22 protein-coding genes are annotated in these 21,903 nt (G+C 50.0%); 6 read left to right on the top strand and 16 right to left on the bottom strand.

Annotation, left to right across the window (positions count from 1 at the left end; all coding sequences use genetic code 11):
• Nucleotides 1–140 precede the first annotated feature (140 nt).
• Nucleotides 141–860 (top strand): fatty acid metabolism transcriptional regulator FadR, encoded by a 720-nt coding sequence (gene fadR, locus AB8809_RS12810; protein WP_015840182.1) that lies wholly within the window; start codon nucleotides 141–143, stop codon nucleotides 858–860.
• A 101-nt stretch (nucleotides 861–961) separates the two neighbouring features.
• Here fadR and AB8809_RS12805 read toward each other — a convergent pair whose 3' ends face one another.
• From AB8809_RS12805 to AB8809_RS12770, 8 genes are all read right to left on the bottom strand, one after another.
• Nucleotides 962–2,503, bottom strand: coding sequence for a SpoVR family protein (locus AB8809_RS12805; RefSeq protein ID WP_181828480.1), 1,542 nt, complete (start codon nucleotides 2,501–2,503; stop codon nucleotides 962–964).
• A gap of 240 nt (nucleotides 2,504–2,743) precedes the next feature.
• A complete protein-coding gene (locus tag AB8809_RS12800) occupies nucleotides 2,744–3,643 on the bottom strand; it encodes a tagatose-bisphosphate aldolase (RefSeq protein ID WP_194431788.1) in 900 nt (299 codons plus the stop codon).
• A 36-nt stretch (nucleotides 3,644–3,679) separates the two neighbouring features.
• Entirely contained in the window at nucleotides 3,680–4,213 is a 534-nt protein-coding gene (locus AB8809_RS12795) for an AAA family ATPase (protein WP_349856720.1), read from the bottom strand.
• Nucleotides 4,210–4,647, bottom strand: a complete 438-nt coding sequence (locus AB8809_RS12790) for a PTS sugar transporter subunit IIA (protein WP_349856719.1) — start codon at nucleotides 4,645–4,647, stop codon at nucleotides 4,210–4,212. The genes AB8809_RS12795 and AB8809_RS12790 overlap by 4 nt, the downstream gene beginning before the upstream one ends.
• Before the next feature lie 6 nt (nucleotides 4,648–4,653).
• The gene (locus AB8809_RS12785; RefSeq protein WP_349856718.1) at nucleotides 4,654–4,932 is read right to left on the bottom strand and encodes a hypothetical protein; all 279 of its coding nucleotides are present in this window, start codon (nucleotides 4,930–4,932) and stop codon (nucleotides 4,654–4,656) included.
• A 60-nt stretch (nucleotides 4,933–4,992) separates the two neighbouring features.
• On the bottom strand, nucleotides 4,993–6,330 hold the full coding sequence (locus AB8809_RS12780) for a PTS sugar transporter subunit IIC (RefSeq protein ID WP_180776855.1): 1,338 nt from the start codon (nucleotides 6,328–6,330) through the stop codon (nucleotides 4,993–4,995).
• Nucleotides 6,331–6,343: 13 nt separating this feature from the next.
• The gene (locus AB8809_RS12775) at nucleotides 6,344–6,637 is read right to left on the bottom strand and encodes a PTS sugar transporter subunit IIB (protein ID WP_015840189.1); all 294 of its coding nucleotides are present in this window, start codon (nucleotides 6,635–6,637) and stop codon (nucleotides 6,344–6,346) included.
• A gap of 10 nt (nucleotides 6,638–6,647) precedes the next feature.
• Nucleotides 6,648–7,628: a 6-phosphofructokinase gene (locus tag AB8809_RS12770; RefSeq protein WP_349856717.1), complete on the bottom strand. Its 981-nt coding sequence runs from the start codon at nucleotides 7,626–7,628 to the stop codon at nucleotides 6,648–6,650.
• A gap of 485 nt (nucleotides 7,629–8,113) precedes the next feature.
• Here AB8809_RS12770 and AB8809_RS12765 point away from each other — a divergent pair, with 485 nt between their 5' ends.
• The gene (locus tag AB8809_RS12765; RefSeq protein ID WP_349856716.1) at nucleotides 8,114–9,367 is read left to right on the top strand and encodes a D-amino acid dehydrogenase; all 1,254 of its coding nucleotides are present in this window, start codon (nucleotides 8,114–8,116) and stop codon (nucleotides 9,365–9,367) included.
• A 69-nt stretch (nucleotides 9,368–9,436) separates the two neighbouring features.
• Here AB8809_RS12765 and AB8809_RS12760 read toward each other — a convergent pair whose 3' ends face one another.
• The 4 genes from AB8809_RS12760 to yeaG form a co-directional block, all read right to left on the bottom strand.
• Nucleotides 9,437–10,639 carry a multidrug effflux MFS transporter gene (locus tag AB8809_RS12760; protein WP_349856715.1) on the bottom strand — a complete coding sequence of 401 codons (1,203 nt, stop codon included), beginning with the start codon at nucleotides 10,637–10,639 and terminating at the stop codon, nucleotides 9,437–9,439.
• Between the two features lie 200 nt (nucleotides 10,640–10,839).
• The gene (locus tag AB8809_RS12755) at nucleotides 10,840–11,250 is read right to left on the bottom strand and encodes a hemerythrin domain-containing protein (RefSeq protein ID WP_225181012.1); all 411 of its coding nucleotides are present in this window, start codon (nucleotides 11,248–11,250) and stop codon (nucleotides 10,840–10,842) included.
• A 158-nt stretch (nucleotides 11,251–11,408) separates the two neighbouring features.
• Nucleotides 11,409–12,683: a YeaH/YhbH family protein gene (locus AB8809_RS12750; RefSeq protein ID WP_015840194.1), complete on the bottom strand. Its 1,275-nt coding sequence runs from the start codon at nucleotides 12,681–12,683 to the stop codon at nucleotides 11,409–11,411.
• A 36-nt stretch (nucleotides 12,684–12,719) separates the two neighbouring features.
• A complete protein-coding gene (yeaG, locus tag AB8809_RS12745) occupies nucleotides 12,720–14,654 on the bottom strand; it encodes a protein kinase YeaG (protein ID WP_015840195.1) in 1,935 nt (644 codons plus the stop codon).
• Between the two features lie 455 nt (nucleotides 14,655–15,109).
• On the opposite strand from yeaG, the gene AB8809_RS12740 reads away from it, so the two are divergent.
• Nucleotides 15,110–15,859, top strand: a complete 750-nt coding sequence (locus AB8809_RS12740; RefSeq protein WP_015840196.1) for a MipA/OmpV family protein — start codon at nucleotides 15,110–15,112, stop codon at nucleotides 15,857–15,859.
• A 135-nt stretch (nucleotides 15,860–15,994) separates the two neighbouring features.
• Nucleotides 15,995–16,846 (top strand): aldo/keto reductase, encoded by an 852-nt coding sequence (locus AB8809_RS12735; protein WP_349856714.1) that lies wholly within the window; start codon nucleotides 15,995–15,997, stop codon nucleotides 16,844–16,846.
• Nucleotides 16,847–16,896: 50 nt separating this feature from the next.
• On the opposite strand, the gene AB8809_RS12730 is transcribed toward AB8809_RS12735, so the two are convergent.
• Together AB8809_RS12730 and gapA are read right to left on the bottom strand one after the other, a co-directional pair.
• Nucleotides 16,897–17,766: a D-hexose-6-phosphate mutarotase gene (locus AB8809_RS12730; protein ID WP_349856713.1), complete on the bottom strand. Its 870-nt coding sequence runs from the start codon at nucleotides 17,764–17,766 to the stop codon at nucleotides 16,897–16,899.
• 107 nt (nucleotides 17,767–17,873) lie between these two features.
• Nucleotides 17,874–18,869: a glyceraldehyde-3-phosphate dehydrogenase gene (gapA, locus tag AB8809_RS12725; RefSeq protein ID WP_015840199.1), complete on the bottom strand. Its 996-nt coding sequence runs from the start codon at nucleotides 18,867–18,869 to the stop codon at nucleotides 17,874–17,876.
• Between the two features lie 343 nt (nucleotides 18,870–19,212).
• On the opposite strand from gapA, the gene msrB reads away from it, so the two are divergent.
• Nucleotides 19,213–19,632, top strand: a complete 420-nt coding sequence (gene msrB / locus AB8809_RS12720) for a peptide-methionine (R)-S-oxide reductase MsrB (protein WP_015840200.1) — start codon at nucleotides 19,213–19,215, stop codon at nucleotides 19,630–19,632.
• A 146-nt stretch (nucleotides 19,633–19,778) separates the two neighbouring features.
• Nucleotides 19,779–20,057 (top strand): YeaC family protein, encoded by a 279-nt coding sequence (locus AB8809_RS12715; RefSeq protein ID WP_015840201.1) that lies wholly within the window; start codon nucleotides 19,779–19,781, stop codon nucleotides 20,055–20,057.
• A gap of 62 nt (nucleotides 20,058–20,119) precedes the next feature.
• Here AB8809_RS12715 and pncA read toward each other — a convergent pair whose 3' ends face one another.
• Both pncA and ansA read right to left on the bottom strand, forming a co-directional pair.
• Nucleotides 20,120–20,767, bottom strand: a complete 648-nt coding sequence (gene pncA, locus AB8809_RS12710; protein ID WP_349856712.1) for a bifunctional nicotinamidase/pyrazinamidase — start codon at nucleotides 20,765–20,767, stop codon at nucleotides 20,120–20,122.
• Between the two features lie 19 nt (nucleotides 20,768–20,786).
• Nucleotides 20,787–21,806, bottom strand: a complete 1,020-nt coding sequence (gene ansA, locus AB8809_RS12705) for an asparaginase (RefSeq protein WP_015840203.1) — start codon at nucleotides 21,804–21,806, stop codon at nucleotides 20,787–20,789.
• Nucleotides 21,807–21,903 lie beyond the last annotated feature (97 nt).

Below are 21,903 nucleotides of genomic sequence, written 5' to 3'. Positions count from 1 at the left end.
GCGCGGCGAGAGGGCGGTTTGTAGTCACAATTTTTCATTGAAATGGTTCGGCGCCTGAGTGCGGCGCTATATCATGATTCTTTCGTCTGGTATTATGATTCGGCTTTTTTCAGCAATCACCGCTACGGATTATCAAACACATGGTTATAAAGGCGCAAAGTCCGGCTGGATTCGCGGAAGAATACATTATCGAAAGTATATGGAATAACCGTTTTCCTCCAGGCTCTATTTTGCCCGCGGAAAGAGAACTTTCCGAACTGATCGGCGTGACCCGTACTACCCTGCGCGAAGTGCTTCAGCGCTTGGCTCGCGATGGTTGGCTAACGATACAGCACGGAAAGCCAACAAAAATTAACAATTTTTGGGAAACTTCCGGGCTCAATATTCTGGAAACGCTGGCACGGCTCGATCACGATAGCGTGCCGCAGCTGATCGATAACCTGCTGGCCGTGCGAACCAACATCGCCGCCATCTTTATTCGGACGGCGTTACGACATAACCCGGAAAAGGTGCGTGACGTGTTGACTCAGGCAAACGCGGTAGACGATAGCGCAGAAGCCTTTGCGCAACTGGATTACAACGTGTTCCGCGGTCTGGCTTTTGCTTCCGGCAATCCGATTTATGGCCTGATCCTGAACGGTTTGAAGGGGTTATATATTCGCGTAGGGCGCTACTATTTTTCCAACCCGGAAGCCCGCAAGCTGGCGGTGAATTTTTACGGTCGGTTGGAAGCATTGCGCAGCGAAGAGCTGTACGATCAGGTAATGGATGTCGTCAGACATTACGGTAAAGAAAGCGGAGCGATCTGGCACAGTATGCAGAGCGCTATCCCACGGGATATCGCGGAAGTTCGCCGCTAAGGTTTATACCGCGTCGCTGCATTGTTAAACGGAACATGTGAAAAGGGGATTCAGGTGACAACCTGAATCCCCTTTGTCTTTGGCTGTGTAGCCATGTTCCGCTATGTGGATGCTGTTCCGTTACGCGGCGGGCAGCGTTCAAGCAGCTCAACGCTTCCATCTGCGTTAGCCTGTTCCAGATAGACGTCAAAGCCCCACAGGCGGTGGACGTGCTTCAACACTTCCTGGCTGCTTTTATCCAGCGGGGCGCGATTATGCGGAACATAGCGCAGCGTTAGCGCCCGATTGCCGCGCAAATCCACATTCCAGACCTGAATATTCGGCTCCAGATGGCTCAGGTTGTACTGTGCGGAAAGCTCCTGCCGGATCAGGCGGTAGCCTTCTTCGTCGTGAATCGCCGCGATTTCCAGATAGTTGTTTCGATCGTCGTCCAGCACCGTAAATAGCCGGAAATCACGCATCAGCTTAGGCGACAGGAACTGGCTGATGAAACTCTCGTCCTTGAAGTTCTGCATCGCAAAATGCAGCGTATCGAGCCAGTCTTTACCGGCAATATCGGGGAACCAGTAACGGTCCTCGTCCGTCGGCGACTGACAAATGCGCTTGATATCCTGAAACATCGCGAAGCCCAGCGCATAGGGGTTGATTCCGCTGTAATACGGGCTGTTATACGGCGGTTGATAGATCACGTTGGTATGGCTGTGCAGGAATTCCATCATGAAGCGCTCAGTGACCCGGCCTTCATCATAGAGATGGTTCAGAATGGTGTAGTGCCAGAACGTAGCCCAGCCCTCATTCATTACCTGCGTCTGCTTCTGCGGATAAAAATACTGACTGACTTTCCGCACGATACGCAGAACCTCACGCTGCCAAGGCTCCAGCAGCGGTGCGTTCTTCTCCATAAAATAGAGCAGGTTTTCCTGCGGCTCTTGCGGAAAGCGTCTCGCTTGCTCCGGTGCGGCACCTTGTTCTCGCCGTGGTAATGTCTTCCAGAGATCGTTAACCTGGCTTTGCAGGTAGGCTTCACGGCTTTTCTGGCGGGACTTTTCCTCTTCAAGCGAAATTTTTTGTGGGCGCTTGTAGCGGTCAACGCCGTAATTCATGAGTGCATGGCAGGAATCTAACAGGCGTTCCACTTCGTCCACGCCATAACGCTCTTCGCATTGCGCGATATATTGCCGGGCAAACAGCAGATAATCGACGATGGAGCTGGCGTCGGTCCAACTGCGGAACAGGTAGTTGCCTTTGAAGAACGAGTTGTGCCCGTAGCAGGCATGCGCCATGACCAGCGCCTGCATCGGCAGTGTGTTCTCTTCCATCAAATACGCGATACAGGGATCGGAGTTGATGACGATCTCATACGCCAGCCCCTGCTGCCCGTGTTTGTAGCGTTGTTCGGTTTCGATAAATTTCTTCCCGAACGACCAGTGGGCATAGTTGATCGGCATTCCTATACTGGAATAGGCGTCCATCATTTGTTCTGAGGTGATGACTTCGATCTGATGAGGATAGGTCGACAGACGATACAACTTGGCCACCCGATCAATTTCATCAAGGTAAACCTGCAATAACTCAAACGTCCAGTCCGGTCCATCACTCAGGCGAAGTGTTTTTTTTACCTGATTATCCGTGGATATAGCCATCAGCGCGCCCCCTAATATAGCAAACCTGTACGTGAGATTCCGTTTACTGCCTTCCGGTTGGCCCAGCCAAAAAAATCATCGTTGTTCATTTAGTTATAGCTGAGCTTTGGAGGCGCGGCAATTGAGGAATCGAACGTATGTGATGGTAAAAGGTTGTCGATAGGGTAGAAAATTCATGCGTATGTACGGGAGGAGAGGGAAGTGCGCTCTCCTGAGAGAGCGCAAAAAATGCAGGCCGGATTAGGAGCGTTGATAGCGTTTTAGGAGTGCCTGAATATCTCTGAGTCGCGAGACGGCGACGGTAGACAGTTTCTCTTTTGAAATTGCACGTTCGAGGGATATACAGTCTTTCCAGAGTGAACGCCCGGCAATGACGCCAGATGCGCCATTTTTCAACGCGCTTTCTACCTGCGGGAGAAACGTTGCGTGATCGACACCCGCAGAGAGGACTGCCCAGGGGATGTTACCGCAGAGCGCGGTAACGTGCGCGCAGGCTTCATCAGATCCAGGATAAGGAATTTTTAAAACCTTTGCGCCTGCCTCGATACAGGCCTGACAGCCTGCTGGGATGAGTTCGGGCAGGAGACGAGTGTAGGTGTCGCGAGATTCATTTTCCAGAGAGTAGGTCAGAAATTCGACAACGAGCAGTAAATCTTCCTGCGCAAAATCCTGTATCACGGTACGGAGTGTTTCAAGGTTACGGGTATTGGCATCCGGTCTATCCGGACGCAGGTAGATCATAATTTTCCCCCCTGTCGCTCCCCATTCACGTACTTTACGCGCCGTGACGCCCTCAACCAGCGTGGAGATCCGATACCCTTCTGGCGTCGTTTCCCAGCCTGACGCATCAAGCCCGATGAGCAGACCGGTATCACGAGGCAAGATGTTTTCATCGATCAGACCGGGTATGGCGCAAATAGGATCAACCAGCACGCATCCGGCCTCTGCCGCCAGATAACGTGTAATGTCATATTTTGTTTTTCCTAATGTTTCATTAGTAATGGCAGCCTGTGCTTCAGGGGTCGATGCTAATAATGTTCGCATTCCGCCACGTTGATCGCAGGCAATAACCATCATTGAGCCCGTTGCATCACAAATTAATTGATATCCCCGGTATTCAGCCGTAGTCATGGTGTTCATCATAATTATCCTCATAAAATTAATATCAATAATCGATTAATCCAGGTTGTTTTTAATCCATTGAATGAGTTCCTGATAATTAATGTCCTTATCCTGATCAACCGTGTAGCACTTACCAATACTCATCGGGTGAGCCTGATGTGCGAGTGCCATTAATTCCGGAAGGTATTCATCACCGGGATGGCCTTTTATTCTTTTATGCACTCTGGCCTGATAACGTTCTGCTACTCGTTCGGGGGAAATTGCATTCCATATTTCAAGCGTGTGGTGGATGTCACACGCAGTGATATATTCTTGTAATCGTGATTTTTCGCGAAAACCAAACCAGGCATCAAGAATAATGGTGCTGTTTTTCGGTGCCTGCTGAACGATATTAAACATGGCTTGATACGCGGCATACCCTAGCTTTCTGTTTAACGTTCTATCAATGGTGTCGCAAAGTTGCACCATGAAAGGCTCTTTTATTTCATCGAGACTCAACAGAGGGAAATGTAATTCATCTGCAATGACTCGAGCTACCGTACTTTTCCCCGATGCTGGTATACCATTTACTAAAATAAGTTTTTTCATAATACCCCGACAATGTCATCGAATGTTATGGCAGTTCGAATACGAGAGATCATGTCGTCTTTTTCCAGTAGATTGACGATAGAGGCAATGCCTTCCGTAATATGTGCATCACTGCTAACGCCACCGAACATAATTAAAATATCCACGGGTTCACTTCCCTGAATAGAGATCGGTGTTTGTAACGTCAGTAAACTGAAACAATTCTCCCGCACCCCGCATTCAGGGCGAGCATGTGGAATCGCGATGCCTTCATCAAAAACATAATAAGGACCATATTTCTTCGTGTTTTTTATCACCGCGATGGGATACTCATCCGTGATAAATTTTGCGTTAATTAATGGTTGTGCGGCACAATATATCGCGTCTTCCCACGTTTTACATACCACGCCAAGTTGAATACAGTTATGTTGTAACAGGAAGTTTTTTATGCTCATAACGCCTCATATACTTTTACGAATGGTGTTTCTGAGTTCATCAATTTTGATAAAAATATCATCAACGCGATGTCGATAATCAGGATGCCCAGAAAATAACTGGATGGCCTGGTTGTATTTAATCATTAACATTTTCTGCGTTTCACTATGGTTCGGATCTTGTATTAAGCGAGATTCCAGCTCTGCTAATTCTTGTTCCATTTCTTTGGCAATGTTGTCATTCACATGACTACGACGATCGGCAGAGAATCCGGAAGATAAAAAACGCCTGAGAAAAGAAAACATCGTGACCCCTTAACCCGTTTACATAACGTTAATGACGACAGACCATCGAAAGGCCATGCGCTATTGCGATAATTTACGATTCGCAATAAAGGCAATGAATGCAACGAATGCGACAAACGCAGCGACAAATAACCAATCTTGTTGGAATGCGTGTCCTAATATCAGACCTGTACTGATGACATCAGAATCACTAAAGGTCACGCCGGTAAACCCGAAGACTTCCAGTAATGGCACCAAAATGGCGGGCAATAGGGTAATGAAAAGACCATGAACGACGCCTCCGATGACGGCGCCACGACGCCCTCCCAGTGCGTTGCCGAAAATACCCGCTGTCCCGCCAGCAAAGAAGTTGGTCAATAACCCCGGCAGAATCATCGCCAACCCAAACATTGGAAAGATCAGCATTCCCAGAACAGAGCCGACGGTGGTAGCAAGAAAGCCGACAATCACGGCGTTGGGCGCATAAGGGAAGAGCACCGGGCAATCCAGCGCGGGTTTGGCGTTGGGTACCAGACGCATCGCGATGCCGCGGAATGCGGGAACTAATTCATTAAGCAGCAGACGTACACCGCTGTAGAGAACAAACACCCCTGCGACAAACTGCATGGACTGCATGAAGGAATACATCAGATAGTTAACGCCGTTGGCGTATTGCGCGATATAGGCCGGTCCAGCCGCCACGGCAGGGATGAGGTACATCGGTACCATAACCACGGCCATTGACAGGTAGGTATCCTGCAAGAATTTGAAGTTATCGGGTAGCGTTAAGTCCTCGGTAGATTTGGAGTTTTTACCGACTAAACGGGCGACGGCAGCTTGCACCAGATACCCGATGGTACAAAAATGCCCGAGCGCTACATCATCAGAATTCGTGATTTTACGTACAATCGGCTGCGCTAGCGCGGGCATCAGCACGGCCATAATGCCGCCAAATATGCCTCCGGTGAGGATCAGTGTTGCGCCGGTTAAACCCGATTTGTAGCCGATCACGGTACCGATTGTTGCCATCCACAGCAGGGCTTGCCCAGTCAGGAAGATATATTTAAAGGGAGTAATGCGCGCAATAAGGATGTTGACCGCAAAGATCACCATGAGCGTCAAGGCAACTTCTGACCCGAGTTCGCGGTTGGCCAGTCCGGCGATAGCGGCAACATCGGTGATGTAGCCTGTCATGCCAAACCCCTGAGTAAAGATGCTATTCAAATACGTCAGGGTGTCGACGATGATGTTAATCCCCGCCATCATGATGAGGAAACCCAGTAGGGTCTTGAACGTTCCTTCTGCAATTTTTCCGACTGATTTTTTCTGTAGAATCAAACCAATCATGGCGATCAGTGCGATTAATATGGATGCCTGGCCTAATAAATCTTTCACAATGAAATTGATAACGGTGTTCATTTTTCACCTCATGTTATTTATGAGCCTGAATATACGCTAAGATTTTTTCTTCTATTTCGTCTTTGTCGGTCAATTTATTAAGAATGATGATTCTTTTTTTCTCATCCTCATTGGCATCACTAGTCAGAATATCCGCAAATATTTTCTGCGTTAAAATGACGTCATAGCGGAAGGCAGAGGCTTCTGAAATCGTGGTGTGATTTATTTCTGCATCAATGCCCAGTTTTTTTAGTACGGATTTTGCACTCATTTCGATAGCGAAACTGGAGCCTAATCCACAGCCGCATACGCAAAGAACTTTCAACATAATAATGGCCTCATATAAGATGATGAGCTTTCGCGAGCTTATAAAGATGACTTTCTACATCGACTAAGCGGCGTTCGGACTCCTCTAAGTCGATGGGAATAGCTTTGTTGTTGTTATTAATAATAATGATTTTATTTGTCAGCCCAGTGTTGATACACCGAACGACTTCCTCTGCTAAAAGGGTGCCCTGAATAATTTCTTCCCCGGTGGGCGCGCCATTTCGTAAACCATATCCCAAAATAGTCTTTCGGATACGGATTCCAATTTTGTGCTCTAGCTTCTTGATAATGGTGTCGATCGCGCCCTGAAAGCCGGGCGTATATTCCTGGGTATAGCCTTCAGAGCATAAAATAATCACGCTGTTCTGTTCTGCAATCTTTTCCCGAATACATTGTGATAACGTATCCATGTCCCAGGGTGACTCTGGAATAAGCGCAATGTCAGCATTGCTTTTTAATGCGGCCTGTAATGTTAATTCCCCACAATAACCGCCCAGCAGTTCAATCATGAATACTCGGCCTTGTAATCCCCGGCCCGTATTGCGTAACTTTTCTACCTCACTCATTACCTGTTCGCAGGCGGTAGAAAAACCAATCGTGTAGCTGTTTCCTGAAATATCATTGTCAATCGTCATTCCTACGCCGTAGCAATGGACACCATAGTGGCTGAGCTTCTTGAGAAATTGGAATGATCCATCACCCCCAGCCATGATGAGCGCATCGAGTTTTTGTTTTTGTATATTTTTAACGATTTTCTCATAATCAGCTTTTCTGCATTTTCCTGCTCTTCTCCCTGACGTCATCAACGGCATTGATGAGATGGAATAATCAACCAGATCGCGGCGAGTAATCGCTTTGCAGCAATTGTCGATAAGGCCATTAATTCCACCATCAAAAATAACGATGTCAGCATCTGTCATTCTGTTCACCTGAAAGATGAAGTTATTTATTCCGCTAACATCGCCGCCACTAATGACTAATCCAATTTTCATCGTTGACCTCTGAAATATGAATAATTATCGTGTGAACACAATGTTATTAAACTGATAAAGCATTTTTTTGATGAATATCTCAAATTTGTATTTAATTACGGGGTTTCGCAGCTTGACAGGGATGAATAGGGATAGGTTTCTGTGATGGTTATCATGATTTTAAAATGTGCGACTGGGCTAACGCATTCATTCATTTGAGTTTTAACATTTCTGTCTTTTTTATCCTTTCTACCGTTTCTTCCTAAAAAACGAATGCCTATTTTGTGAATGATTTCACAGTTATTTCATTACGAATGTCCTGGAGAAGATTGATTGGGGTGAGAAGGAACAATAGATAAATGTTATCGTTGAGACGGGTGACAATTCCTTCCCAAATGCTAGAGTAGTCTCCAGTTTCACCTGTTACCTAGTGTTTTATTCCATTAAATAAACAGTTTTCTAGCAGATTAGACGGTCTTTAGCGGAGAGAAAGGGAGAGCGGTAGCATGCGGGTTGTGATTCTGGGAAGTGGCGTAGTTGGCGTGAGTACCGCCTGGTATCTTGCGCAGGAAGGGCATGATGTCACCGTTATCGATAGACAACCGGAGCCCGCGTTAGAAACCAGCGCCGGGAATGCCGGGCAGATTTCTCCCGGCTATGCTGCGCCCTGGGCGGCGCCGGGAATACCGCTGAAAGCGATAAAATGGATGTTTCAGCGCCATGCGCCTCTGGCTATCCGGCCCGACTTCACGGCCGCGCAGTTGTGCTGGATGTGGCAAATGTTGTTCAATTGCGATGCGCGCCACTATAAGACCAATAAAGCGAGGATGGTGCGTCTGGCGGAGTACAGCCGTGATTGTTTGCAACAGCTGCGGCGAGATACCGGTATTCAGTACGAAGGTCGGCAGGGCGGAACGCTGCAACTGTTCCGTACCGAACAGCAATATGACAATGCAACTCGGGATATCGCCGTGCTGGAAGAGGCTGGTGTGCCATACCAACTGCTGACGTGTCATGAATTGGCCTCTGTTGAACCTGCGCTGGCAAATGTGGCGGAGAAACTGACCGGCGGGCTGCGCTTACCACATGATGAGACTGGGGACTGTCAGCTGTTCACCCGTCAACTGGCGGCGATGGCTGCCGATGCGGGCGTCACCTTCAAACTGGGGCGTCACGTTCGTCAGTTACGGGTAGAAGGCCAAAACGTAACGGGCGTTCAGTGTGATGATGAGATGATCGTGGCGGACGCCTATGTGATGGCCTGCGGTTCCTATTCCACGGGACTACTGCGGCAGTGGTTCGATATTCCGGTTTATCCGCTGAAAGGCTATTCACTGACGATCCCGCTGGCGGATGATGCCTCCGCGCCGGTTTCTACCGTGCTGGATGAAACCTACAAAGTGGCCATCACGCGTTTTGATCGTCGCATCCGCGTTGGAGGAATGGCAGAGGTCGTGGGCTTCAACACCGATCTGAATCCTAAACGACGTGAAACGCTGGAGATGGTCGTGCGCGATCTGTATCCCCATTGCGGCCCGATTGAACAAGCAACATTCTGGACGGGGCTGCGTCCGATGACGCCAGACGGCACGCCGCTGGTGGGGCGTTCTCCGCTGAAAAATCTGTACCTGAATACCGGACATGGCACGTTAGGTTGGACGATGGCCTGCGGGTCAGGAAAGTTACTGGCGGATATTCTGTCGGACAAATCACCGGAGATTGAGGCCGATGATTTGTCCGTGGAAAGATACGTTCGTTAGTATCGCTGTTCTGTTTTTTGAAGTAATGGATGTTTTGAACTCATTAATGTTTTGAACATCACCGAGATTTTACTCAGTGCGGGGCAGTGATGTAATGCTGCCCTTGTGGTGCCGCGTGAGCAGACGGGCGCGTATTGCCAGCAGTGCGGCACAGAGCATCACCAGTGCCAGTGATATTTTTGACGACAGAGGGAGCGCCATCGCAATCAACCCCAGCGCCGCACCCCCTGCCATTTGCACGAATCCTACCATCGCCGACGCAATCCCCGCCTCATTGGAATAAGGCTCCAGCGCATAGCTGGTGGAGGGACCGATCAAAAATGCCAGACCGGCACAGGCCAAGGCGACGGGCAGCATGTAGGTCGGCCAGGTGTTTTGCAGCGCGTCAGGTAAGAGCACGACACCACCAAGCAGCGAAAGGAAACCCGCGCCCATCAGCAGGCTACCCACAGCCAGACAGCGTGGACGGCCGACTTTGCGGATAATGCGGTTTGCAAAAAAGCTGACCAGCATGATCCAAAAGCCGTTTGCGCCGAAGGCAATCGAAAACTCAAGCGGCGTCAGCTGTGCCTGATTCATCAGCACCACAGGGGAAAAGGTGACGTAGGTTAACGCCATCCCCATTGCGCCTGCGTTGACTGACGCGAACCCTAGAAAGTGGCGATCGGATAACAAGCGGGCATATTGGCGCAGCGGTAAGCCGTGCACGGGCAACGTTGAGTCCGGGCGCGTTTCGGGCAGAAAACGGATGACGATTGCCAGAACCAGAATGCTGTAGCCTGCGAGGAACCAGAAGGGGGCACGCCAGCCGAAGGCTTCGGCCAACAGACCGCCTAATAGCGGCGCCAGCGCCGGCACAATATTCAGCGTGCCGTTGAGAAAACCATAGGTTCTGGCGGCATCGTCGCCGTTTAGCTTGTCACGGACGCTGCTGAAAATGGCAACGGCGGTACAGCAGACGGCCATACCCTGAAAAAGGCGTGAGAGAACGAACAGTGTGGCGCTGGTTGCCAGCGCGGCCATGACAGCTCCGATGATATAGATCATCACGCCTGCCAACGCCATCGGGCGACGACCGTACTTGTCGACCAGCGGCCCAGCCAGAAGCTGGCCTAATCCCATGATCAGAATAAACAGGGCGACGGTGGACTGAATCAGCGATTCAGGGCTGTTTAGCGCCACGGCAATGGCAGGAATAAGCGGCAAATAGATGTCGATACCCAGAGGGCCGAGCAGAACCAGAGTCAGTAAAATCAGAACAAATCGTTGCATAACAAAAACAGAAATCTACATTTTATGGGGTCGACAGGGTAATGCGCACGCGGGCGGAAAGAAAGTGTTATCTTTGTGACAATGTCATGTTGCCGTAACGAAAAATGGCTTTGTAAGGCCATGATTAAAGAGGACGTGGGCGGGCGGAGTTACTGTCGTTAGAGCATCTCCACCCGTGAGTCAGGTTGTGCTTAATCCGCTCAGGCCGTTTCGATGCGGGGATAAAAATCGTGGTTCTCCCGCTGCATACGCTCATAGACCTTCCGCAATACGTGATTAGCATCCGCCCGGAAATCCCGGTCGTGGCCAATCAACTGTGAAGCCGTATTCCAGCGACGGGAAAAGGCATCGTAATCGGCGGCAATGGTTTGCATTTCATCCTGATAATGCTGACTCATTTTCGTTAACTGTTCATCACCGCTGCGCTGAAGCGAAGGGTAAAGCACGCGATCTTCTGCGGACAGGTGCAATTTGATAGTGGAACTCATGGCGACGATAGCGCGGGCGATGTCAGCGGCATTTTCCGTTACGCCAGCACGGGATAGTTGGCGCAGGGTATCAATACTTTCGAGTATCTCGGTGTGCTGGTGTTTGAATTTATCAATGTTCATAAGCGATTCTCTATGCAGGTATAATGTCATTTATAATACATGTATTTTAAATGCATGTTTATGGAAAAATGCGCAGAGAAAGAGAATCAGCCAGCTAACTATTGATCATCAATGACTATCATCATCAACAACTAACAGATAACTGGCTGGAGAGGTGGTTAATGGCCTACGGTTTGTTTACGGAAAAGTTCACGGAAGACAGGGTAGATATCATCCTGATCGCGAATATGCTGCATAGCGAAATTATCGAACGTATCGCGCAGCGTTTCATATTCGCGCCAGAGCGTTTGGTGTGAACGTCGGGTGATTTCAATATAGCTGTAGTAGCGCACCATCGGCAGAAGCTGATTCGCCAGAATCTGGTGGCACAGCGGTGAATCGTCAGCCCAGTTATCGCCATCCGATGCCTGTGCCGCATAGATATTCCACTGTGACGGATCGTAGCGCTCACGTACGACCTCCTCCATTAGCTTTAACGCACTGGAGACAATGGTGCCGCCGGTTTCCTGAGAGTAGAAGAACTCTTGTTCATCGACCTCTTTTGCCTGCGTGTGATGGCGAATATAGACAACGTCCACGTTTTTGTAATTTCTGCTGAGGAACAAATACAGCAGAATATAAAAGCGCTTCGCCATGTCTTTTGTCGCCTGATCCATGGAGCCGGATACGTCCATCAAACAAAACATCACGGCCTGGCTCGATGGCTCGGCCCGACGCTCGTAGTTCTTGTAGCGCAGGTCAAACGTATCGATAAACGGCACGCGTGCAATTTTCTGGCGCAGTTCGGTAATTTCCTGCCGCAGCCGTTCCTCTTCCAGCAATTGTGCAGGTTCAGTATGTGCCAACTGTTCCAGCGACTCTTCCAGCTCATGCAGCGTGCGGCGTTTACCCGCTGTCATCGCCATACGGCGTGCCAGCGAGTTCTGCAGCGACCGTACCACGCTGATATTGGCAGGAACGCCGTTAGCGGTGTATCCGGCACGGTGTGTCTTATACTCGTTCATCTGCCGATGCTGGGTTTTCTTCAGGTTCGGTAGCGCCAGATCTTCAAACAGCAGATCCAGATATTCGTCTTTGGATATCTGAAAGACAAACTCATCCTCGCCTTCGCCATCTTTACTGGCGTCCCCCTGACCGGAACCACCGCCGCCACCTCCTTGTGGCCGCTCGATTTTGTCGTTCTGTACGAAATGATCGTTGCCCGGGTGGACGCGGTGGCGGCGTCCTCCACGGCCCTGATGGAACATCGGTTCGTTGATGTCTGCATTGGGGATCGATACTGACTCCCCGCTTTCGATGTCGGTCACCGAACGCTTATTAATGGCCTCGGAAATCGACTGTTTTATTTGCGACTTATAGCGGCGCAAAAAGCGTTGGCGGTTCACCGTGCTTTTGTTTTTGCCGTTTAGCCGTCGATCAATAAAATAGGCCATGTTTCCCCCAAACGCTGTTGCCAGCATCGTGCGTCATTATGATGATTTCCTCACCCGCAGATACCATTCGCACAGCAAACGTACCTGTTTCCGGGTGTAGCCTTTCTCCATCATACGATCGACGAAGTCATCATGTTTTTTCTGTTCATCCGTTGAGGTTTTGGTATTAAACGAAATCACAGGCAGCAGCTCTTCCGTGTTGGAGAACATTTTCTTCTCAATGACCGTGCGCAGTTTTTCGTAACTGGTCCAGTTTGGATTCCGGCCGCTATTATTGGCACGGGCGCGCAGGACAAAGTTGACGATCTCGTTACGGAAGTCTTTAGGATTGCTGATGCCCGCAGGCTTCTCGATCTTTTCCAGCTCAGCGTTCAATGATTCACGGTCAAACAGCTGGCCCGTATCTGGGTCACGGTACTCCTGATCCTGAATCCAGAAATCCGCATAGGTAACATAACGGTCAAAAATATTCTGGCCATATTCGGAATAGGATTCGAGATAGGCGGTCTGGATCTCTTTGCCGATAAACTCCGCATATTTCGGCGTCAGATAGCCTTTCAGGTGCTCCAGATACTTCTCTGCCTGCTCCTGCGGGAATTGTTCGCGCTCGATCTGTTGTTCCAGTACGTAGAACAGGTGTACCGGGTTGGCGGCCACTTCGCTGTGATCGAAGTTAAAGACGCGTGACAAAATCTTGAACGCGAAGCGGGTCGACAGGCCGTTCATCCCTTCATCCACGCCCGCGTAATCGCGGTACTCTTGATAGGATTTCGCCTTCGGATCGGTATCTTTCAGGCTTTCTCCGTCGTAAACCCGCATCTTGGAGTAGATGCTGGAGTTTTCGGGATCTTTCAGGCGCGACAGAATGGAGAAGCGGGCCAGTGTTTCCAGCGTGCCGGGCGCGCAAGGTGCATGCGTCAGTTCGCTGTGATTCAGCAGCTTGTCGTAAATTTTGACCTCTTCGGACACGCGCAGGCAGTACGGCACCTTCACGATGTACACGCGGTCAAGAAACGCTTCATTGTTCTTGTTGTTACGGAATTGCACCCACTCGGATTCGTTGGAGTGCGCCAGAATAATCCCGTTAAACGGCAGGGCGGCAATGCCTTCCGTCCCGTTGTAGTTGCCTTCCTGTGTCGCGGTCAGGAGCGGGTGGAGCACCTTGATCGGCGCTTTGAACATCTCGACGAATTCCATAATGCCCTGGTTCGCGCGGCACAATGCGCCGGAGTAGCCGTAGGCATCGGGATCGTTCTGAGCATAATGCTCCAGCTTGCGGATATCGACTTTGCCGACCAGCGCTGAAATATCCTGATTGTTCTCATCGCCAGGTTCGGTTTTCGCGATCCCGATTTGTGCCAGAATCGATGGCCATACTTTGACGACTTTAAATTTGGAAATGTCTCCACCAAATTCCTGCAGGCGTTTGGCCGCCCACGGTGACATGATGGTGCCGAGATAGCGCCGTGGAATGGCATACTCTTTTTCGAGTATTGCGGCATCTTCCTGCGGATTGAACAGGCAGAGCGGGTGATCATTCACCGGACTGCGCTCGCCGTTGGCGCTGAGGATGTAAATCGGTACACGTTGCATCAGCGCTTTCAAGCGTTCGGCCAGAGAGGATTTCCCGCCGCCGACCGGCCCCAACAGATACAGGATCTGTTTCTTCTCTTCTAATCCCTGCGCGGCATGTTTCAGGTAAGACACAATCTGTTCGATGGCCTCTTCCATACCGTAAAATTCTTCAAAAGCCGGATAGCGAGCAATCACCCGGTTCGAGAATAGGCGCGACATTCGTGATTCTTGGGCGGTATCCACCATTACAGGCTCACCGATAGCCGTTAACAATCGTTCAGCCGCGTTCGCATAAGCATTGCGATCCTGCTGACAGATGGTAAGGAATTCCTGCAGAGTGAACTCTTCGTCCTTGGCAGCGTCGTAGCGCTGGCGGTAGTGATCAAATATGTTCATAGCGATGCCCGTCCTTCGTCGATTAGCACAGATTAAGAGAGCGCGTGGAATATATGCCTATTAATGTATTGCCCTCCGAAAGAAGAAATCTCCTGAGTCCAGCAACCCTTATGCCAACTTGTTGCGTCAGGGCGTCGTGATTTTATTCATGCCTGCTGGTCAAGGAGACGTCACCTTCTGTATTAAAGCGTAGTTTGCATCCGTAAAATTTCCTCTAGTCCACGGACGTATTTTTAAGATATTTCAAGGACTCACTTTCAGGAAAATCCGTGTAACATTATAGAGAATAGGCGCTCGGCCTTAAGGACACTGCCTATTACCGACGTTAGCGCACGTAAAACCTATCGAATATATAGGTTATTCGTTAATGTTATTTTTATATAACCTGAACGCGAACGTGTGTAATTGGCCTATCATGTTTCATGATATTTATCTGTAATAGGAAATAGAAAACTGTGAAAAAACCTCAACTATGTATGCTGGCCGCGCTGATTTCTGGCGCTGTGCTCCTGCCTTCAGCCTATGCCGCAGATGTCTCTCTGGGCCTTGGCGCTGCGGGTTCAACGTCTGTATACCGTGGTGTTGATAATGACGTTTATCCGCTTCCTGTACTGAATTATGAAAGTGAAAATTTTTATTTCCGCGGGCTGGGTGGTGGATACTACCTGTGGAATGACGGCGCAAATCGTCTCTCTTTAACGGCCTACTACCTGCCTTTAGGATTTAAGCCGGGAGATAGCGACGATCTGCGGATGAAACAGTTAGATAAACGTCGCGGTACGCTGATGGCGGGTGCGGCCTACCGTCATATCGCCGATTGGGGCGAAATCCGTACCGTACTGGCAGGCGACACGCTGGATTACAGCAACGGTTTTGCGTGGGATACCGCTTATCTTTACCGCTTCTCAATGGGTGATTTGAGCATCACTCCGGGTATCGGTGCGACCTGGTTCAGTGAAAACATGAACCAGTATTACTACGGCGTCAGCGCACAGGAATCCGCGCGTTCTGGCTTTAACCAGTATAGCCCTGGCGATGGCTGGGCTCCGTATCTTGAACTGAGCGCCGGTTATCAGATTAACCAAAGCTGGAGCGCCTGGGCCGTGGGTCGTTACACACGTTTGTCTGACGAAATGAAGGACAGCCCGATTGTCGATAGTAACCACAGCATCTTAATGAGCGCAGGTGTCAGCTATCGCTTCTGATGCTTTTCGTGAGCATGGTGCATTTGCCGTACAATAATGGGGTGATATCACCCCATTTGCACGTTTATGGTGCACTGAATGTCATGTTAGGTTGAGGGGAAAGCGTTACGTTAACGGCAAGCAAGGGAGGAACGCGTGACAAAAACGGTTCGTTTTCCAGATGACACCCGTGTACCCGCGATCGGTCAGGGAACGTGGTACATGGGTGAAGATGCCCGAATGAAAGAACAGGAAGTGACGGCGCTGCAAGCGGGTATCGACCTCGGATTAACATTGATTGATACAGCCGAAATGTATGCGGACGGCAGAGCCGAGGATGTCGTCGGCGAAGCAATACGCGGCCGTCGTGACAGCGTCTATCTGGTGTCGAAAGTCTACCCGCACAATGCCGGTGGCGAAAAGGCGATACAGGCGTGTGAACGCAGCCTGAAGCGTCTGCAAACGGAGCGTATCGATCTCTATCTGTTGCACTGGCGTGGTGGCATCCCGTTAATTGATACGATCGCTGCAATGGAACGATTGCAGCAGGCGGGTAAAATCGGTCAGTGGGGCGTCTCCAATCTTGACCTTGAGGACATGCAGGAGCTGTGGTCTCTGAACGGCGGACAACGCTGTATGACCAATCAGGTGCTTTACCATTTGGCATCGCGCGGTATTGAGTTTGATTTGCTGCCGTGGTGTCAGCAACAGCAGCTTCCCGTTATGGCATATTGTCCGCTAGCGCAGGCTGGGCGTCTCCGTGACGGATTATTCTCACATCCGGTGGTGAACCGCATTGCGCGCGAACATAGCATAACGCCCGCTCAGCTGTTATTGGCGTGGGCTATCCGTCAACCGGGCGTGATCGCGATTCCTAAAGCAAGTTCTATGAAGCATGTACAGGAAAATGCGAAAGCGCTGGACGTGCAGTTATCTGCGGAAGATATCGCGCAGTTAGATCTGGCTTTCCCAGCACCGACGCGTAAACAGCATCTGGATGTGGTGTAGTTGAGGCGAAAGAGGTATATGGCGAAATCGCCATATACCTCTGGCGGTGGTTATTTTTTGATGCGGATAACCGTTGCCAGACGTGCTGGCGCGTTGGCGGATGCGACAAACGGTTGATTAATTCGCGCAGTTTCCACGCACACGAACGTTTTATATCCCTCATCGGTCATATCGCTAATCGTACGAGAAAGTTCTGCACCCGGGTTCCATGACACGACATCGCTATGGTGTGAATGGTGTACTTCGATACTGCGTTTCAGGACGGCATCATGTACCACGCTGGTGTCCTGTGGCTGGGTGTAAATGCGGTCTGTACGGTCGGTAAAGACCAGATCGCCTTGCTGTGTCGCCAGCTTGCCCTGATCGACCTTATCAATAAATGACTCACCCAGACCAGTAATGCGAATATCACTGATATCGCCGATGTTGAAATAGGTGTGCAGCGCGCTGGTAATGCTGTAATCACCTTGGGCTTCGAGTTCAATGCCACACTCTTTGCCCAGCTTGAAGCGAGCGATGAGCGTGAACGCATGCGGCCAGCTCTTACGTGTCTCTTCATTGTCCCGCAGCGTGAACGTGAGCTGTACGCCGTGCTCATCTTCGCTGTGGGCGGTAAATTCCCACGGCAGCAGGCGGGCGAAACCATGATTAGGATCGGCGAAAGGGCCAAACCAGGGGAAACAAATCGGTACACCGCCGCGAATCGCCACGTGATGAGTAAAAGGCGTATTGTCGCTCAGCCAGAGCACTGGCTCTTCGTTTGTCGGCTGCCAACTGAGTAGGTGCGCCCCTTGCAATGCTATTGCCGCACGCACTTCAGGATGATCAACGACGATGATGGGGAGTTGGTCCAACTGACGCTGGCTGAGGGTGGCGCTAATTTGTTTCGTGACGGGGAGTGAGAAAATTGTGTTATGCATGATAGAGCCTTTTTTTGATTGTTTTTCGTTGTAAAAAGAAATCTGCAATAAACAATAAAAAAGGGCGACATAACGTCGCCCTTTTTTCACCGAATCATCGCTGACACTTATTTAGAAATGTGGGCGATCAGATCCAGAACTTTGTTTGAGTAACCTGTTTCGTTGTCGTACCAGGAAACCAGTTTCACAAAGTTGTCGCTCAGTGCGATACCTGCTTTAGCATCGAATACAGAAGTCAGTTTTTCACCGTTGAAATCGGTAGAAACCACTTCGTCTTCAGTGTAGCCCAGCACGCCTTTCAGCTCGCCTTCAGAAGCAGATTTGATTGCTGCACAGATTTCTTTGTAAGAAGCTGGTTTTTCCAGACGCGCAGTCAGGTCAACAACAGAAACGTTCGGGGTAGGGACGCGGAACGCCATACCAGTCAGTTTGCCGTTCAGCTCAGGGATAACTTTACCTACAGCTTTAGCAGCACCGGTAGAAGATGGGATGATGTTCTGTGCTGCGCCGCGGCCGCCGCGCCAGTCTTTGTGAGACGGGCCGTCAACGGTTTTCTGGGTTGCAGTGGTGGCGTGAACGGTGGTCATCAGTGCTTCAACGATACCGAAGTTGTCGTTGATGACTTTTGCCAGCGGAGCCAGACAGTTAGTGGTGCAAGATGCGTTAGAAACGATGTCCTGGCCTGCGTAAGCTTTGTGGTTTACGCCCATAACGAACATCGGGGTGTCATCTTTAGATGGACCAGTCAGAACAACTTTCTTCGCGCCAGCAGCGATGTGCTTACGTGCAGTGTCGTCAGTCAGGAACAGGCCAGTTGCTTCAGCAACGACGTCAACGTTAACTTCGTTCCACTTCAGATTTGCAGGATCGCGCTCTGCGGTAACACGAATGGTTTTGCCGTTAACAACCAGGTGGCCATCTTTAACTTCAACGGTGCCGTTGAAACGACCATGAGTTGAGTCGTACTTCAGCATATACGCCATGTACTCAGCGTCTAACAGATCGTTGATTGCAACGATTTCGATGTCAGAACGCTCTTGTGCAGCGCGGAAAACAATACGGCCGATACGGCCAAAACCGTTGATACCTACTTTGATAGTCATATATTCCACCAGCTATTGGTTTGTGAATAAAAGGTTGGTTGTAAAATTACAAAAACCTTGCTGAGCGTCAAGCGGAATCGTGTCAATAGTTGCTGTAAGTCAAACCTATGACCAATCTTTGTGCGAAAACCGCTCGAGCCTGTAACTAAGTAACATCTAAGACTGATATGAGGGCGGAATGCATCATATAAAGCCTGTGTTGTCTCAATATGTGACGTGTATCACAATTAAATATTCATGCTAATAACATTCATAATATTAGGCCAGAACAGCCTGTCAGGTTGTTAATTTTTTGTTATAATCAATGATTAATTGAATTGATAACACCCGCTGTGAGACTTCCATGACTAACGACTCTGCTTCGCGTACCCCGTCCGATAACACAGAACTGACAGAGATGCAGCGCTATGTCACCCAGCAACGCGGTACGGAACCTGCGTTTTCAGGCAAACTGCTGCATAACAAGCGCACCGGCGTTTACCATTGCCTGTGCTGCCAGGCGCCGCTGTTTTACTCCGATAGCAAATATGACTCCGGCTGCGGCTGGCCTAGCTTCGATCAACCCGTCTCCTCAGAGGCTGTACGCTATCTGGAAGATGATTCACACAATATGCGCCGCATAGAGATCCGCTGTGGGCAGTGTGATGCGCATCTTGGGCACGTTTTCCCTGATGGCCCGAAAACCACCGGCGAACGCTACTGTGTGAATTCTGCGTCGCTGAGCTTCATTGATGACGTTGATGGCGAGCGCGTTGACGGGTAATCTGTGTGATGAATAGGGCGCGGCAGGCTGATATTACATAGCTTTAAACGATTCAGCTATCAGGTGTTTCTGTAATTACCTGTGCCGCTGTCAATAACAGAACTCAGTAAGCATAACTCTGACCTTTCTCGGAGCAGAAACCGGATATGGAACTCAATGATCTGATCGACGCTATGACGCCAGAAATTTACCAGCGCTTGGTCACGGCGGTAGAACTGGGCAAATGGCCAGATGGCGTCGCGTTGACGGCTGAACAGAAAGAGAACAGCCTGCAAATGGTGATGATGTGGCAGGCTCGCCATAATGAACAGGCTGAGCACATGACGATTGGCACCAATGGCGAAATTGTGATGAAAAGCAAGCAAGAACTGAAGCGCCAGTTTAGCGGTGCTGACGCCATTATTACGTTGAAACCTGAGCATTGAAACCCGACCGTAACGTGTAAGTTGGTAGCCGCTGCCGCGATGTTGGGCGGCAGTGACGATAACTAACGCGCGGAAGGCAGTGAGGCAAGAAACTCTGTCATGTCCGTAAGCGTCGCTCCACGCTGTGCCATCTCCCGTAATGCGGATTCGCTGTCATCGGGCGAAAGATTCAGGCCGCGACAACCGTCCACCAATACTTCGGTGTGATAACCCAGAGCAATTGCATCCCACACGCTGAACTTGACGCAATAATCTGTCGCCAGCCCCAGAATGGTCAAATGGGTGATGTGGTTGGCGTGTAGCCAGTCATCCAATTCGGTTTTTACCCGATGTCCGTTATCGAAAAAAGCGCTATAGCTATCGATCTCCGGCTGAGTCCCTTTTTGTATGATCCATTGAATAGCAGACTGATTAAGTGCAGGATGGAAATCAGCGCCTGTCGTTCCCTGCACGCAATGAATCGGCCACCAGATCTGCGGCCATCCGTTTAGTTCGCCGATTTCTCCGATCTTGGTATTCGCATTCACGGCAAAGCAACCGTGGTTCTCGGGGTGCCAATCTTGAGTGGCGATCACGGTGACGCCCGCGGCTATGCAGGCTTCAATAGCGCGGTTGGCAACCGCAATGACGTGGTCACCTTCGTCAACGGCTAATGCGCCGCCGGGACAAAAATCATTTTGTAAATCAACTAATAGCAATGCTTTTTTCATTACCTACTCCGTGATTGACTCAATCTTTATCGCTCAATTCTCCATGCAGGTTCTGCTGCATTAAATGGCGAATTTCATCGGCGCTTAAATCCTGCTGGCTCAATAAGTAATGCAGTTTGGTTAATGCGGCTTCAACGGTCATATCAAAGCCACTGATCACTCCCGCATGCGCCAGCGCATTGCCTGTCGCATAGCCGCCCATATTCACACGCCCGGAAATGCACTGCGTCAGGTTGACGACCACAATGCCGCGCGCGGAGGCTTCACGTAATTCGTGCAGCAAGCCGGGACTTTGCGGCGCGTTACCAACGCCGTAGGAGCGCAGGATGAGCGCCTTCACTGGCTGACGGAGGAAATTACTGATGACATCGGCAGAAATGCCGGGATAAATCGTAATCACCCCGATAGGCTGTGGCGTAATGTGATGCACTTTCAGCGGCGGGCAGTTGTTGCATTCTACGGTGGGTGCCAACCGACGAATATGGATACCCGCTTCCAGCAGTGGCGGGTAATTAGGGGAAGCGAAAGCATCAAAACCATCCGCATGGGCTTTGGTGGTGCGATTGCCGCGTAGCAGTTTGTTATTGAAGAAGAGGGCGACTTCATTAATCGGATGATTAGCGGCAACGTATAGCGCGTTCAGCAGGTTGGTCTGGCCGTCCGAGCGCAATTCCGCTAATGGAATTTGTGACCCTGTCACGATAACCGGTTTGGCCAGATTTTCCAGCATAAATGAGAGCGCAGAGGCGGTGAACGCCATCGTGTCAGTACCATGCAGAATCACGAAACCGTCGTAATCATCGTAGTGGTCTTGAATATCGTCCGCGATGGATTGCCAGTCTGCTGGCGTCATGTCGGACGAATCGATCAGCGGTTCATATTCATGAATCGTAAACGATGGCATCTCTTCGCGATGGAATTCGGGCATTTTTGCCAACTGCTGCTGTAAATGACCGGATACCGGTACATAGCCATTCGCAGATCGCTGCATGCCGATGGTGCCGCCCGTGTAGGCGACATAAATGGATTTCTTTCGCATGGTGGTGTGAGTAAGGATTAAACCAAGAATTATAGAGGGAAAAATAGCCCGATAATACTATCATAAGCAATGACTATTACCGGGCTATACCCGTCAT

Source organism: Pectobacterium aroidearum (assembly GCF_041228105.1).
GTDB classification, from domain to species: Bacteria; Pseudomonadota; Gammaproteobacteria; order Enterobacterales; family Enterobacteriaceae; genus Pectobacterium; species Pectobacterium aroidearum.
This window is presented reverse-complemented; position numbering and strand designations above follow the sequence as displayed.

Bases quoted from the DNA above. Each gene is read 5' to 3' on its own strand.
- AB8809_RS12790 (WP_349856719.1), bottom strand. From the start codon at position 4,647: ATGAGCATAAAAAACTTCCTGTTACAACATAACTGTATTCAACTTGGC.
- ansA (WP_015840203.1), bottom strand. From the start codon at position 21,806: ATGCGAAAGAAATCCATTTATGTCGCCTACACGGGCGGCACCATCGGC.
- AB8809_RS12805 (WP_181828480.1), bottom strand. From the start codon at position 2,503: ATGGCTATATCCACGGATAATCAGGTAAAAAAAACACTTCGCCTGAGT.
- pncA (WP_349856712.1), bottom strand. From the start codon at position 20,767: ATGAAAAAAGCATTGCTATTAGTTGATTTACAAAATGATTTTTGTCCC.
- AB8809_RS12795 (WP_349856720.1), bottom strand. From the start codon at position 4,213: ATGAAAAAACTTATTTTAGTAAATGGTATACCAGCATCGGGGAAAAGT.
- msrB (WP_015840200.1), top strand. From the start codon at position 19,213: ATGACTAACGACTCTGCTTCGCGTACCCCGTCCGATAACACAGAACTG.
- gapA (WP_015840199.1), bottom strand. From the start codon at position 18,869: ATGACTATCAAAGTAGGTATCAACGGTTTTGGCCGTATCGGCCGTATT.
- fadR (WP_015840182.1), top strand. From the start codon at position 141: ATGGTTATAAAGGCGCAAAGTCCGGCTGGATTCGCGGAAGAATACATT.
- AB8809_RS12730 (WP_349856713.1), bottom strand. From the start codon at position 17,766: ATGCATAACACAATTTTCTCACTCCCCGTCACGAAACAAATTAGCGCC.
- AB8809_RS12775 (WP_015840189.1), bottom strand. From the start codon at position 6,637: ATGTTGAAAGTTCTTTGCGTATGCGGCTGTGGATTAGGCTCCAGTTTC.
- AB8809_RS12760 (WP_349856715.1), bottom strand. From the start codon at position 10,639: ATGCAACGATTTGTTCTGATTTTACTGACTCTGGTTCTGCTCGGCCCT.
- AB8809_RS12800 (WP_194431788.1), bottom strand. From the start codon at position 3,643: ATGAACACCATGACTACGGCTGAATACCGGGGATATCAATTAATTTGT.
- AB8809_RS12765 (WP_349856716.1), top strand. From the start codon at position 8,114: ATGCGGGTTGTGATTCTGGGAAGTGGCGTAGTTGGCGTGAGTACCGCC.
- yeaG (WP_015840195.1), bottom strand. From the start codon at position 14,654: ATGAACATATTTGATCACTACCGCCAGCGCTACGACGCTGCCAAGGAC.
- AB8809_RS12750 (WP_015840194.1), bottom strand. From the start codon at position 12,683: ATGGCCTATTTTATTGATCGACGGCTAAACGGCAAAAACAAAAGCACG.
- AB8809_RS12755 (WP_225181012.1), bottom strand. From the start codon at position 11,250: ATGAACATTGATAAATTCAAACACCAGCACACCGAGATACTCGAAAGT.
- AB8809_RS12715 (WP_015840201.1), top strand. From the start codon at position 19,779: ATGGAACTCAATGATCTGATCGACGCTATGACGCCAGAAATTTACCAG.
- AB8809_RS12780 (WP_180776855.1), bottom strand. From the start codon at position 6,330: ATGAACACCGTTATCAATTTCATTGTGAAAGATTTATTAGGCCAGGCA.
- AB8809_RS12785 (WP_349856718.1), bottom strand. From the start codon at position 4,932: ATGTTTTCTTTTCTCAGGCGTTTTTTATCTTCCGGATTCTCTGCCGAT.
- AB8809_RS12770 (WP_349856717.1), bottom strand. From the start codon at position 7,628: ATGAAAATTGGATTAGTCATTAGTGGCGGCGATGTTAGCGGAATAAAT.